This is a genomic window from Bradyrhizobium sp. SZCCHNRI20481, assembly GCF_032485055.1.
Lineage (GTDB): Bacteria > Pseudomonadota > Alphaproteobacteria > Rhizobiales > Xanthobacteraceae > Bradyrhizobium.
This window is the reverse complement of the sequence record NZ_JAUEUE010000002.1, coordinates 440,428-453,629: the sequence shown is the minus strand read 5'-3', so window position 1 is coordinate 453,629 and position 13,202 is coordinate 440,428. Positions and strand designations below refer to the sequence as shown.

The window sequence follows — 13,202 nt, the reverse complement described above, 5'->3', positions numbered from 1 at the left end:
GGGGCGCTCGTCGGGAGCGCCCCGCGAGCTCACTTCGTCGCCTTGACGATGACCTTGCCGGTGACCGTCTCAGGCTCGCCCTGCACCTTGGCGGAGAGCGTGACCTGGTAGCGCCCGGCCATCGGCAGGTCGGTCTTGAAGGCGTAGACGCCCGGTTCCTTCGACGGCAGCGGCGCCACGTCCGACACCATGTCGGCCATCCCGTCGGGAGCCATGTCGACGCGCGTCTTGAAGATGACCGCGTCGGCGACCGGCTTGCCGGTCTGCTTGTTGGTGAGACGAATGGCGACCGTGACATCGTCGCCCTTCTTCATCTCCGGAGTGACCGGCTCGAACGTGTAGTCAGTCACGCCTGCCAAGGCAGCTGATGTGGCAAGCGAAAGGGTGGCGGCGAACGCCGCGATGTTGAATCTGGAAAGCATGGTTCTGTCCTCATGAATGGATCTCGGCCGTGGCGCCGATGGCGCGCACGTCTGCGGTCGGCGCGCAGGCACGCGCGCGTCGGTAACGAGATCAGACTCGAGGAGGTCGGAAAGGAGGACTGCCGCTACCGAGGGAGGCCACCTGGTCGGCGGGAAGTGCCAGCGTGGTCGCCGCGATGGCGAGTGGAGCGACGACGATGGTCCTGATATCGCCGAGGGCAACCGTTCCGCCGGCGCAGCAGAAACCCATCCCGCATTTGTCGCCGTGTGACGGGGAACTCGTCCCCTTCATGTCGTCAGGACAGCACTCGTCCATCGACATGTCGGCGCCATCGCCCATGGCCATGCTTGCCTGCATGTCGTTCGACGACATTGCGACCGCCACCGTCGATGCGCCAATCGGCAGCATCGCCAGCGAGAGGGCGATCGCGAACGCCAGGATGGTCCGAACAAGCCGCATCAGGATCCGAGTTTGCCTTGGCCGCAGCATACCCTACTGCGCTTCTGGAGGCAGTCCTTGAGACGGGTCAAACTGCGCCATCGCGGACGCGATGGCTGCCAGGGTCGACGTCATCGACCACGATATACCCCCATGGGGTAGATTCCGCAAGCCGGGGTGAATGCCCGGGCGAGCCGGGCATGACGACCGAAGGTCTCGTGAATTCCTGCCACTCCGGCGCGCGCCGGGTTTGAAGCGATGGTTCCGGCAGGAGTCGCGCGGGGCAAATGCCGACGTCAATCAAACCAATTCTTGTAGACGGCCTGATAGCTGCCGTTCTCGGTCGAGATGTGGAGCCACTGGTCCACGAATGCCTTCAGCGCCATGTCGCGCTGCAGCCAGTAGGCCTTCTCGGAGAAGTCGAACGGCTTCTCCGGGTGGACGGCGCAGAGCACGCCGGGATGCAGCTTCTGCTGATAGCGCGTCTCCGACGCGTCCGTCATCATCAGGTCGGCGTCGCCCTTGGCGATCTCCTCGAAGATCGTGACGTTGTCGTTGTGGACGCGGATGTCGGCGGCCTTGACGTTGGCGCGGGCGAAACGCTCGTTGGTGCCGCCGGGGTTGACGACGACGCGGGTGCCGGGTCTGTCGATGTCGGCCAGCGTCTGGTATTTCGACGTGTCCGAGCAGCGAGCGATCGGCGTCTTGCCCTCGCGCATGATCGCGGTCGAGAAGTAGCCCTTCTTCTGGCGGTCGAGCGTGATCGACACGCCGCCCATGGCGACGTCGAACTTGTCGGCCTCGAAATCCTTCATCAGTTGCGGCCAGCTGGTCGGCACGAACTCGACCTTGACGCCGAGCGCCTTGCCGAGCGACTCGGCCATGTCGACGTCGAAGCCGGAGAATTTGCCGGTCGCCTTGTCGAGATAGGTGAACGGCTTGTAGTCGCCGGTCATGCCGACCCGCAAGCTACCGCGCTGCATGATCTCGTCGAGGCGCGAGGCCTGCTCGGCGGCCGCCGGGACGGCAAGGCTGCAGACGAGGACGAGCCCAGTCAGAACGGACAGCGGACGATCGAAGAACCCCATGATGCGACACCTCGGCTTGAGTGGGACGAGGTTCTTCTTATACGAAGCGGTGTCGCGGGACGAGGGGCAGGGGGCGGCTGTCGTACCGTTCGGAGCGGCTTACGGCCGCCGCCGGCGGTCGAGCCTGCAGGTCCACCAGGCAATGCCGCGCATCATTCAACGATGCGAGGCGACCGAGCGCTAGGTTCGGCTGGGTTCCACCGGAGCAAACGCACCCTTGCCGGTCATCTCGTTCTTCAGCGCCTCGAAGCGCTCTGCCGCCTCGTGCGCGCGGGTGTCGACCATGTCGATGGCGGCTTCGGCCGTCATCGGGCCGCTGCTGACGGCGATCGAGGTCGGCCCGACGGTCTCGTCGACGTAGTAACCGTCTTCGCCGCGCCGCGCGGTCCAGCGGAAGCGGATTGCAGAGATCGGGCCGGGCCCGATCTTGGTGTAGCCGTCGGCCTGATCGAACGACACCACTGTGCCTGCGGCCTTCTTGGCGGGAGAGTTGGGAGCAGGCGCGGCCGCCCGGTCGTCACGCTTCGCAGACTCCGGCTTGTCGAGGATGCTCGCTATCGTTGCGAGCGCGTGCTCCGTCGCAACACTCATGATCGCCTCTGTTCCTACTGACGCGCGCAAACGCCGACGCCAATAGTTATAGTTGTAGCGAAATCTGGGCGAGATGCAACAATGCGTTCAAAATTGGGCGACAAAGCGGTGGATGAGGATCTCGAGGAGTGCAGGAGGACGCTCGACTCAGCCGGCCCGTTCTCCAAAAATGGATGGCCGGGACGGAGCCCGGCCATGATTATTCGTGAGAATTGAGCATGGGTCAGTCCGAGGACGGTACCAGCTCGCGACTCAGAGCACGTCCTGATTGATCACGTTCTGCCGGATCGGATCGCCGTCGAGCACACTCAGGATGTTGCGCGCGGTCTGCTCGCTCATGCGGTCGACGGCCTCGCGGGTGACGCCGGCGACGTGCGGCGCCATGATCACGTTGGGCAGCGCATGCAGCGCGTGGCCGACCGGCGGCGGCTCCTGCTCGAACACGTCGAGGCCGGCGCCGGCGAGGCGGCCGGACACCAGCGCGTCGTACAGCGCGGCCTCGTCGATCAGGCCACCGCGCGCGGTGTTGATCAGATAGGCGGAAGGCTTCATCAGCCGCAGACGCGCGGCATTGAACAGGCCGATGGTCTCCGGCGTCTTCGGGCAGTGGATGCTGACGAAATCGGCGCGCGGCAGCGCGGCGTCGAGGTCGGTCACCGGCTCGCAGCCGGCGGCGGTGATGTCGGCGGCCGGCTTGTAGGGGTCGTAGACCAGCACCTGCATCTCCATCGCCAGGCAGCGCTTGGCGGTGCGGGTGCCGATGCGGCCGAAGCCAATGATCAGCACGGTCTTGCCGTAGAGATCGAACGGCAGCACGCCGAGCCGCGCGCCCCAGGTGCCGTCCCTGACCATCGCATGCATCTCGTTGGCGCGCTTGGCCAGCGTCAGCATCATGAACAGCGCTTGCTCGGCGACCGACGGCGAATTCGCGGTGCCCGCGACCATCAAGGGCACCTTGTGGCGGCTCAGCGCCGGCACGTCGACCGCGTCGAAGCCGACGCCGATCCGGGTCACGACCTTCATGTCGCCGGCAGCGACGAGCTCCGGCTCGCCGAACCGGGTCGCACCGAGGGCGACGCCATGCACCGGGGCATGGGAGGTGAGTAGCGCAGAAAAGTCCGCCGCCGAGATCATGTTGGGGAACTCGATCATCTCGACGTCGTCGCGCGCCGCGAGTAGCGCGCGTCCCTTGGCCGAGAAGGATTCCGTGACGAGGATCTTGTTCTTGTTGGTTGCCGTCCTGGTGGTCATATCCTGCCCTTGAAGCTTCTTGTGCTCGTCAGATCACGAGCCCGGTCGCCTCGTTTAGCAGGTGCATGTTGTTGAGGTCCATTGCCATGCGCAGAGGGCTGCCATCCCGCGCGCCGGCGTTGGGGTTCACCCGCCCGCAGACCGGCGTCTCGTTGAGGGTGAAGTAGACCAGCGTCTCCATGCCCATCGGCTCGGTGACGTCGAGCAGCGCCTCGAACGGCTCAATCCCAGGCTCTGCATGCGGCTTGGTCTCGGTGATGTGCTCCGGCCTGATGCCGAGCAGCAGCGGCTCATTTCGTGACACGGATTGATAGCGCGCGGCGCGCGCCGGCGGCAGCGGAAAGGCGATGCGGTCGGTGAGGCGGATGTGGAGCCGGCCATTGGCCTCCTCGAGCCGGCACGGCACGAAGTTCATCGCGGGCGAGCCGATGAAGCCGGCGACGAAGCGTGTCGCTGGATTGTGGTACAGCTCGTTCGGCGTGCCGATCTGCTCGATGCGGCCCTTGTTCATGACCACGACACGGTCGGCCAGGGTCATCGCCTCGACCTGGTCGTGGGTGACGTAGACCGTCGTGGTGCGGACCTTCTGGTGCACCTTCTTGATCTCGATGCGCATCTGCACGCGCAGCTTGGCGTCGAGGTTTGACAGCGGCTCGTCGAACAGGAAGACCTTGGGATTGCGCACGATCGCGCGGCCCATCGCCACGCGCTGGCGCTGGCCGCCGGAGAGCTGCTTGGGCTTGCGGTCGACGAGGTCGGCGATATCCAGCATGCGCGCGGCCTCCGCCACGCGGCTCTTGATCTCGGCCTTCGGATAGTGCTTCAGACGCAGCCCGAACGACATGTTCTCGGCCACCGTCATGTGCGGGTAGAGCGCGTAGTTCTGGAACACCATCGCGATGTCGCGGTCCTTCGGGGGGACGTCGTTGACGACGTCGCCGCCGATGGTGATGTCTCCGTCGGAGATGTCCTCGAGCCCTGCGATCATCCGCAATGTCGTCGACTTGCCGCAGCCGGACGGGCCGACCAGCACGACGAACTCGTGGTCGGCGATATCGAGATCGATGCCCCTGACCGCCTCGACGTCGTCATAACGCTTCACGACCTTGCGCAAGCTCACTTCAGCCATGTGTGGTCAACCCCCGTCATCAGCCCTTGGTCGCGCCGGCCGTGAGTCCGGCAATGTAATAGTCCATCAGGAACGCGTAGATGATCAGCGGCGGCGCCGCGCCAAGCAGCGCGCCGGTCATGATCTGTCCCCAGTTGAAGACGTCGCCCTTGATCAGGCTCGTGACGATGCCGACCGGCAGCACCAGTTGGTCGGTCGAGGTCGTGAACACCAGCGGATACAGGAACTGCGCCCAGGAGACGGTGAAGGCAAAGATCGTCGCGGCGATCAGGCCGGGCAGGGCGACGGGAATGAAGATCCGCGTCAGCGTCTGTAGCCAGGAGGCGCCGTCGATGATGGCGGCTTCGTCGAGCTCCTTCGGGATCGACGCGAAATAGCCGATCATGATCCAGGTGCAGAACGGCACCGTCAGCGTCGGATAGATGAACAGCAGCACGTACCAGCGGTTGATCAATTGGATGCCCGTGACGTCGCCGATCAGTGCGAACATCTTGAACAGCGGGATGAACAGCAGGCTGTCCGGAATCAGGTAAGTCAGGAACACGCCGGTCGCGAGCGTGGCCGAGCCCCAGAATTTCATCCGCGACAGCGCGAACGCCGCGGGGATGCTGATCAGCATGGTGATGACCACGACGACGATCGAGACCATGGCCGAGTTGAAGAAGAAGCGCATGAACTGGTTCGAGGTCAGCAGCTCGAGATAGTTCTCCAGCGTCGGGTGGAACACCCACCACGGATTGGTCGCCGCGGAGATCTCCGCGCTGCCCTTCAGCGAGGTGATCAGCATGTAGAGCGGCGGCACCAGCGAGAAGATCGCGAACAGCGTCAGGAAGAAATACGACCAGCGCAACGCCCAGGCGCGGTCGCGGCTCATCGAGCCGTATTTAACATTGCGGGTCGGGCCGGCCTTGTCGATCGTGACGGTGCTCATCAGGATTCGTTCCCCCGCTTGTTGACGTCGCGCAGGATGAAGATGGCGGCCACCGCCAGGATCGGCACCATGAACAGCGAGACGCTGGCGCCGAGCGGAATGTCGCTGCCCTCGATGCCGACGCGGAACGCCCAGGTCGCGAAGATGTGCGTCTTGTCGAGCGGGCCGCCGGCGGTGAGGATGCGGACGATGTCGAAATTGGCGAACGTCACGATCAGCGAGAACAGCGTCGTGATGGCGATGATGTTGCGCATCATCGGCAGCGTCACGTACCAGATGCGCTGCCACCAATTGGCGCCGTCGATCGCTGCGGCTTCGTAGAGCTGCTCCGGGACAGATTTCAGCGATGCCAGGTACATGATCATGAAGAACGGCGCGCCGTACCAGATGTTGACCAGGATCACCGAGAACCGCGCCCAGGCGGCGTCGCCGGTCCAGGGGATCGGGCCGATGCCGAAGAAGGCGAGCGTGTAGTTGAAGGCGCTGTAGGACGGGTCGAACAGCCACAGCCACGCCAGCGTGCTCATCGCCGGCGGGATCACCCAGGGTACCAGCAGCATGCCGCGCCATTTGCGCTGCCCCTTGGCGGGGATGTTGTGCACGAAATGCGCGACGATGAAGCCGATCAGCGCCTTGAACACGACGGCGGTGATCGCGAAGATGCAGGACTGCTTGACGACCAGCCAGAACGTGTCGCGCTTGAACAGGAACTCGAAATTGCCGAAACCGACGAAGCGCTGCATCGACTTGTTCAGCGTCGCCAGATGCACCGAATACAGGGCGGGATAAACGACGAGGAGCACGATCAGCAGGATCAGCGGCAGCGTCATCAGGAAAGCGGCGGTCGATTTCCGCTTCAACGCCCTGTGCAGACCATTGCGACGGGCCGCGCGAGGGCGGGCGACGGCGTTTTCACCGATGGCGGCATCAACCATGAAAAAAGGCTCCTCGTGATGTCCCCCGCGACGGCGGGGTCCTCACTGGATGGGGAACACTGACAAGGTGAAAGGAGGCGGCCCGCCTGCTGAAGCGGACCGCCGGCGTTGCTTCAACATGCCTCAGCTGCGCATGAAGCCTTCGCACTCGCCTTCGGCCCAGGCGAGGGTCGATTCCATCTTCTCGCCCTGGGCGTAGCGCAGGCACATCTTGGTCATCGTTGCCTGCGCATAGATCTGCTGCGCGATCTTGGGCGGAGCAGGGGAGGCTGCGATCGACAGCGTCTGGTGATTATAGGGGTTGGGATAGTGATAGAGCGTCCCCTTCGGCGGGCCCTCCTCCTGCCACACCTTGAGCGTCGTCAGCTTCTGATAGGCCGGCAGATCGTAGCCGCCGCTCGCCACCACCATCTTCTCGATCGATGACGGCTTCGACAAGTGCACGATCAGGCTCTTGGCCGCCTCCTTGTTCTTGGAGAACGACCAGATGCTCCAGAAGTAGGGCAGGAACGGCGCGAAGCGGCCCTTGGGGCCGACCGGGAAGCCGTGGGTCCAGCACTGCTCGGCAATCTGCGGCGCGTCGCGCTTGGCCACCGCCCAGGCGCTCGGCGGATTCATGATCATCGCGCCCTTGCCCGAGACCAGCCATTTGTTGTTCGATGCGTCGTCCCATGAGGCGACATCCGGCGGCAGTGCCGCGATCAGCCGCTTGTAGAACTCGAGCGCCTGGCGCACGGCATCCGTCTTCACCGTGACATCGCCCTTGGCATTCACCAGCTCGGCGCCATACGCCTGGAAGAACGCGCCGGCGGAGTCCACGCTATCGGTGGTTTCGCCGAGCCCGATGCCGAACGGCACGCCAGCCTTCTGGCAGGCCTCCGCCGCTTTCAGGAAGGTCTCTGTGGTCCAGCTGTCGGCCTTCGGTGGAGAGCCGGCCGGATACAGCTCCTGCACGTCGATGCCCGCATGCTTCTTCATGAGATCGATGCGGGTGCAGGGGCCCTTGATCTGACTGCCGACGCAGGCCGGCACGGCGAGCCATTTGCCGCCGGACTGTCCGAGATATTTGACGGTGCCGTTGACCTCGCCATTCTCCTGGATGATCGGCCCCATGATGTCGTTGACCGGCTCCAGCAGTTCGGCATGCGCATGCGGCCACCAGGTCGGCATAGCGATCAGATCGTGGCCGGACTTCGCGGCGCCCTCGGCGGCGATCGTCAGCTCGATCTTCTTGCCCTGGCTGGTGATGTAGTCGATCTGGACCTCGACCTTCTCCTTGGCGGCCCACTCGTTGACGAGATCGGTCGAGGCCTGGTTGGCGCCCGGAACCCAATGGTCCCAGAAGCCTATCGAGAGCTTGCCGGCGGCGTAGGCACCGCGCACATAGGGCGCGGCAATCATGACCGCCGAGGTGGCAGCGGTCGCAGCAACGAATTGTCGACGGTTCAGCTTCCTCCGTGACATGGCGTTCCCTCCCTGGTGAGCCAAGCATTCTGTCAATGCGAATCCGATTTGTTAGTTGTTGCGTCGCGTCATGCGCGCATGGATTTCGCTTGGGTGCAATCAGAGCAGAATTGCGAGCGGCTGTCGAGAAAGCAGGTGAGGCGAATCCTTGAACTAATGGCGGGCACAATTCGTCGCAGGTCCGTAACTGATTGCATCGCAGCGCTGAGCGCTGCAGTGCAAGGCGCGTCCCCGGCAGAGCAGGAAGCAGAGCAGGAATCAGTCTAGCCGAACGCGTTCGATGCATCGCACTGCATGCGGCCGATGGACTTGCGCGTTGCGGCAACGATAGAATTCGTTGGAATCATGGCCGTCACGACCAGCGACTGCGCGCGACGGTCGGACGTGTTGCACGGAGCCTGAACTGATGATGACGAGCCCCGCCGGCATTTGGCGCCGGTCTCTCCGGTGCATCGCAATAGGAGTGTCAATAGGCCTCATCGGCCTCGCGGGCCTGCCGCGTCAGCTTGGCGCGCAGGGCCTGTTCAAGGGCGTCGAGCAGGGCGCGCGCGAAGGCAACAAGGCGGCGGGGCCGGTCGGCGGTGTGCTCGGCGGCGCGATCGGCGGTGTCGTCGGCGTGGTCACCGGCGTGACCGGGGCGTTCACCGGCAACAGCGGCCAGCAGAGTACGCAGCCCGAGGCACCGCCGGCCGAGGGCAGGAAGACGAAGCCTTCCAAGGCGACGAAGACGAGCAAGGTCGCCAAGGCGACGCCGATGTTGACGCAGCCGGGCGTCCCGCAACTCACGGCCGAACAGATCGTCGCCAACAGCGACAGCAATATCGAGCGCCTGAAGACCGGGCTGAGCCTGACGGAAGAGCAGGCGAAGAACTGGGGTCCGTTCGCCGACGCGATGCACGCGCTCGGCCGCAACGGCGCGGATCGACTCGAGCTGCGCATCGCGCGGTCGAAGCGCGATCCGCCGGATGACATCGTCGAGCAGATGCGCAACGAGGCTCAGTTCCTGGTCGATCGTGCCGCCGACCAGCGCGCGGTGGCCGACACGTCCGAACCGCTGTTCACCAGCCTCGACGACAAGCAGAAGCAGATCTTCATCGACGAGATGGTGCGCCTGAGTCGCGAGCGCGGACTGGACTAGCTCAACGGAGCTGGCGTCGTCGGGGCTGCGCCGTTGGCAGCAGCGGCGCCTGCGGCATGCCGTGACGCATAACCCATCGCGGTCGCGCCGCGTCACGGTACATTAATACCCTAAGAATGGCAGTTGGTCGCGTTGACGGCATGGTCGGGAGAAAGCAGGCTCCGCGGCATGCACATTTATCGGGCACGAGCGGGCGCGGCTCGCGCAACGTGCCGGCCACCATCGCTGCCTCTGCAACCGAATTGCGATGCAGGTTTGATGTACATTGCAATTGTATTACATGGAGAGCCGGAGCCGGCAGGGCGGCCTTCGCAGGCGTGCTGAATCGCAGCAGCGATCGGGCGGCAGACGATCAGCAGGCCGTTCGGCTCGATGTCTTGGAGGATTATTGTTGTCGAGAGTGCGACTGCGCCGGTGGATCGAGAACCGATTGGGGATTGGCACCGCCAGCACCGAAAGCCGCCTCGATGCGGACGTGAAACGCTTCGTCGATGCGCTGCAAGCGGAGTTGGTCGCTGCGAAGGATGAGTCCGAGCGGTACAGGCGCATCACCGAAGAGAGGGGCGTGATCATGGGCCGCCTGCGCGACGAGCGGGACGGCTACAGGCTGGAGTGGGAGGCGGCGTCCGCGGAGCTTCGCCGGCTGGCGCGTAAGCGCCCGGCCGTGGTCTCGGACAATGGAGCGACGCGCCCCTCCGGCAATGGCCGCGACGCGGCCCTGAGGAATTCTCCACCTTCCACGCTGCGGGTGCTGTGCGTCGGCACCGGCCGGGACGGCACGACGTCGCTGACGCGGATGATGCAGGAGGTGTTCGACAACCAGGGCAACGGCGACAGGGCCGTGCACGAATGGGCGTCGAGCGAGCTCAATGAGCTGTTCTGCCAGCTCAAGGAAACCAACGATCCCAGCTTCGCGGATCAGATTCGTCAGACGATCCTCGATTGCCCCCATGCTTGCGTCGTCGGCAACGGCTACGCGGCCGTGCTGCCGATCATCGCCGAGCTCCTCGGCGATCAGGTCACGCTGGTGCATCTGCGCCGGCGCGACCGGGCGGCGTGCATCGCAAGCCTGGTGGAGAATGCCGAGATGTCGCCGCAGAACCACCTCTACTACGCCGATTCGCCGGCCGCGCGTCGCAAGCGTCCGACCGCTTTCCACTTCGGAGAGATGTCGAGGCAGCAATGGATGGATCTGTCGCTGGCCGACAAGTTCGGCTGGTACTACGACAAGACCCACGCCTTGATCGAACGCTACAAGAGCCTGTTCCCGAACACGCTCTCCGTCGATACCGAGGATCTCAACGCGGACAACGTGCGCCTCGCGCTGGCCCAAGCGGCCGGCAGTGCCGAGGCGCCGCGAGCCTTCCACGTCAACCGGTTCGTCGATCTGCGCCATGTGCCGCCCGATCGGCGCAGCTTCGTGCAGCGGTTGCTCGGCCAGCTCGATGTCCAGAAGCTCGCCCATGACGACCTGTACGGGCTGCGGCAGGTCCTCAACGAGATGGTCTATCATCTCTCGCATTTTCCCGACGCGGCGCCGGGCGCGCTGGATGAGCTGCGTTGGACGCTCAGCGAGATGCACGGCCTTCTCGACAACCGCATCCGCGACGTTCGCGAACTGATGGAGCGGGTCGGCGTGCCCTCCGAGACCGCCGGCGCCGTGAACGGCCACCGCGCGCCGCAGGCAAGCCCTGGCGCGCACCCTGGTCGTTGACCGGGCGCGCGGCTCTGAGCAGGGGGGCTGCGGGCGCGCTCGCCAGCGTTGTGCGCGGCCAGCCGATCCATCGGGTCCCGGATCAGCGGCAAGTTCGGGGACGTGGAAGGAGACTTGGCGGAAGGGGTGGGATTCGAACCCACGGTACCCTTGCGGGCACGCCGGTTTTCAAGACCGGTGCCTTAAACCACTCGGCCACCCTTCCATCCGGCATCGTCTCCGGAACGGCGATACCCGCGCCATGACGGCGCGGTAGCGACGCGATCCTTGTTTAGGGTGCTGGCTTGCGGCTCGTCAACGGCGCATTCACGCCTGCCCGAACGGCATCAGCTCAAAGCCCGCGGCTTAGCGGAGTGCGAAAACCATCAGACTCGAGCACAACACTGCCGTGCTCAGCGCTGCCAGGGCGAGAAAGCTACTCGAAAGCAAGTCCGGACGTCCAACGTCTTGACGTCGTAGGTATGGGTATCGCATGGGCCACCTTCTACAGCTGGGCTGCCGGTCCGACCTCACGTTGATCGGAAGAAGCGGAGGACCGGACGAAGAGCGGTCTGAAAGATCTGTTGGTCGAAACTGCCGGCTTCAGGGATGTTCCTGAAGTGTCGTTATTGAAGCGGACGAAATCTTTGAAGCGGACGAGAGCCGACCATGACGTCGGCTGTCCGATCCGTCCGGAATCAGGCCCGCGAGCGGACCCCTTCAAACGCATGAGCAAGGAAGATCCCGGCGCCAACCAAGCCCATCACTGCCGTCATTGCTTCGATCATAGCGAACACACCCTGTTGCGCCCCACGTGAAGCAAACGACGTGCAGCCCTGCACAGTCAAAATGATTCAGGTCCCGGGAAATGAGAACACTCTCAAGTGAGGATTTCACGCAACATATGTGTCCAAAAAGGTGCACTCGCAACGAGGAGACGGAGCGGAGCGCACGCTTAGGCGGCTATCGTCCTCCGGAAAGCTCCGGTTAACCACGGCGGGGCCTACCCCATTTCCGCCGTGTTCGGGTTGCGTTATCCTTGTGCGTTGAGTTGCGGGGGACGCGACTCGCGGGGACAAGCGCGCGGCGCGCGGGGCTGATGGGATGGCCCGGCTGCGACCGGCACATTGGTAATTGGGGTCGATGGGGATTGGTCAAACAGATCCGGTCGAGAGAGCGGTGCGCAGTGCCGTCGCCGTCCTCGCCTGCCTGATGGTCGCGAACTGCGCCTCGTCCAACAAGTTCGCCAGCAAGGTCGATCCGAAATACGGCGTGTCGTCGAGCCCGCGCGTCGTCGGATTCGGCGAGCCGGTGCCGAAGGGCGGCGGCGTCTACCGCATCGGCAAGCCCTACACCGTGGCCGGCAAGACCTACGTCCCGGAGGAGGACGCCAACTACCGCGCCGAGGGCATGGCGTCCTGGTATGGCGATGATTTTCACGGCCGCCTGACTGCCAATGGCGAGGTCTTCGACATGACGTCGCTGACGGCCGCCCATCCGACATTGCCGCTGCCGAGCTACGCCCGCGTCACCAATCTCGCCAACGGCAAATCGCTCATCGTCCGCATCAATGATCGCGGGCCATACCACGGCAACCGGCTGATCGACGTCTCCAACAAGGCGGCCGATCTGCTCGAGTTCAAGGGCAACGGTATCGCCAAGGTGCGGGTGGAGTATGTCGGCCGCGCCCCGCTGGAGGGCTCCGACGACGTCCAGTTGATGGCGACCTTGCGCACGGGCATCCCGGCGCCGGCACCGTCCCTGGTGCGCGTCGCCTCGGCCAGGCCGTTCGTGCCCGAGATGGGCACAGGCCGTCCGATTCGCGGCGAGATCCCGCTTCCCGAAGGGCGCCCCTATACGCTCGGCAACGGCTCGGCTGATCTCGCCTCGATCGGCGCGACCTCGGAAATGTCGGCGTCCAGCAGGACGCGGGGCCGCAACCTCGAGAACCCGCGCGCTGTGTCCTACGACCAGGACGGCCGCTACGTCTCGCAGGGCAGGGCAGAGCCGAACGACGGCGCCAACGAGGCGCGCGACATCATGAGCGGCCGCGGGCTGTACTGAACTCCGCCAAGCACGGCTTGTTCACGTGAACCGCCCCATGCCGGGGCGGTTTTGATT

The 13,202-nt window shown here is 64.6% G+C and carries 12 protein-coding genes and 1 tRNA gene; 3 read left to right on the top strand and 10 right to left on the bottom strand.

The window, feature by feature from the left end; translation table 11 throughout:
* Window positions 1-29 precede the first annotated feature (29 nt).
* From QX132_RS04545 to QX132_RS04505, 9 genes are all read right to left on the bottom strand, one after another.
* A complete protein-coding gene (locus QX132_RS04545) occupies window positions 30-422 on the bottom strand; it encodes a FixH family protein (protein WP_316160211.1) in 393 nt (130 codons plus the stop codon).
* A gap of 91 nt (window positions 423-513) precedes the next feature.
* Window positions 514-882: a hypothetical protein gene (locus tag QX132_RS04540; protein ID WP_316160242.1), complete on the bottom strand. Its 369-nt coding sequence runs from the start codon at window positions 880-882 to the stop codon at window positions 514-516.
* Window positions 883-1,157: 275 nt separating this feature from the next.
* Window positions 1,158-1,949 (bottom strand): transporter substrate-binding domain-containing protein, encoded by a 792-nt coding sequence (locus tag QX132_RS04535; RefSeq protein ID WP_316160210.1) that lies wholly within the window; start codon window positions 1,947-1,949, stop codon window positions 1,158-1,160.
* A 180-nt stretch (window positions 1,950-2,129) separates the two neighbouring features.
* Complete coding sequence (locus QX132_RS04530; protein ID WP_315797413.1) at window positions 2,130-2,540, bottom strand: hypothetical protein; 411 nt, start codon at window positions 2,538-2,540, stop codon at window positions 2,130-2,132.
* Window positions 2,541-2,792: 252 nt separating this feature from the next.
* Complete coding sequence (locus QX132_RS04525; protein WP_315774759.1) at window positions 2,793-3,791, bottom strand: hydroxyacid dehydrogenase; 999 nt, start codon at window positions 3,789-3,791, stop codon at window positions 2,793-2,795.
* Between the two features lie 28 nt (window positions 3,792-3,819).
* Window positions 3,820-4,920 carry a sn-glycerol-3-phosphate ABC transporter ATP-binding protein UgpC gene (locus tag QX132_RS04520; protein ID WP_315737943.1) on the bottom strand — a complete coding sequence of 367 codons (1,101 nt, stop codon included), beginning with the start codon at window positions 4,918-4,920 and terminating at the stop codon, window positions 3,820-3,822.
* Between the two features lie 19 nt (window positions 4,921-4,939).
* On the bottom strand, window positions 4,940-5,851 hold the full coding sequence (locus QX132_RS04515) for a carbohydrate ABC transporter permease (RefSeq protein ID WP_315797415.1): 912 nt from the start codon (window positions 5,849-5,851) through the stop codon (window positions 4,940-4,942).
* Complete coding sequence (locus QX132_RS04510) at window positions 5,851-6,786, bottom strand: sugar ABC transporter permease (RefSeq protein ID WP_315737945.1); 936 nt, start codon at window positions 6,784-6,786, stop codon at window positions 5,851-5,853. The genes QX132_RS04515 and QX132_RS04510 overlap by 1 nt, the downstream gene beginning before the upstream one ends.
* A gap of 123 nt (window positions 6,787-6,909) precedes the next feature.
* Window positions 6,910-8,250 (bottom strand): ABC transporter substrate-binding protein, encoded by a 1,341-nt coding sequence (locus QX132_RS04505; RefSeq protein ID WP_315779901.1) that lies wholly within the window; start codon window positions 8,248-8,250, stop codon window positions 6,910-6,912.
* Window positions 8,251-8,659: 409 nt separating this feature from the next.
* On the opposite strand from QX132_RS04505, the gene QX132_RS04500 reads away from it, so the two are divergent.
* Together QX132_RS04500 and QX132_RS04495 are read left to right on the top strand one after the other, a co-directional pair.
* Window positions 8,660-9,388, top strand: coding sequence for a Spy/CpxP family protein refolding chaperone (locus QX132_RS04500; RefSeq protein ID WP_316160241.1), 729 nt, complete (start codon window positions 8,660-8,662; stop codon window positions 9,386-9,388).
* Window positions 9,389-9,668: 280 nt separating this feature from the next.
* Window positions 9,669-11,102, top strand: coding sequence for a hypothetical protein (locus QX132_RS04495; protein ID WP_316160209.1), 1,434 nt, complete (start codon window positions 9,669-9,671; stop codon window positions 11,100-11,102).
* A 115-nt stretch (window positions 11,103-11,217) separates the two neighbouring features.
* Here QX132_RS04495 and QX132_RS04490 read toward each other — a convergent pair.
* Window positions 11,218-11,307 (bottom strand) — tRNA-Ser (locus QX132_RS04490).
* Window positions 11,308-12,224: 917 nt separating this feature from the next.
* Between QX132_RS04490 and QX132_RS04485 the strand changes: the two genes are divergently transcribed.
* Window positions 12,225-13,145, top strand: a complete 921-nt coding sequence (locus QX132_RS04485) for a septal ring lytic transglycosylase RlpA family protein (protein WP_315797417.1) — start codon at window positions 12,225-12,227, stop codon at window positions 13,143-13,145.
* The last annotated feature ends 57 nt before the right edge of the window (window positions 13,146-13,202 follow it).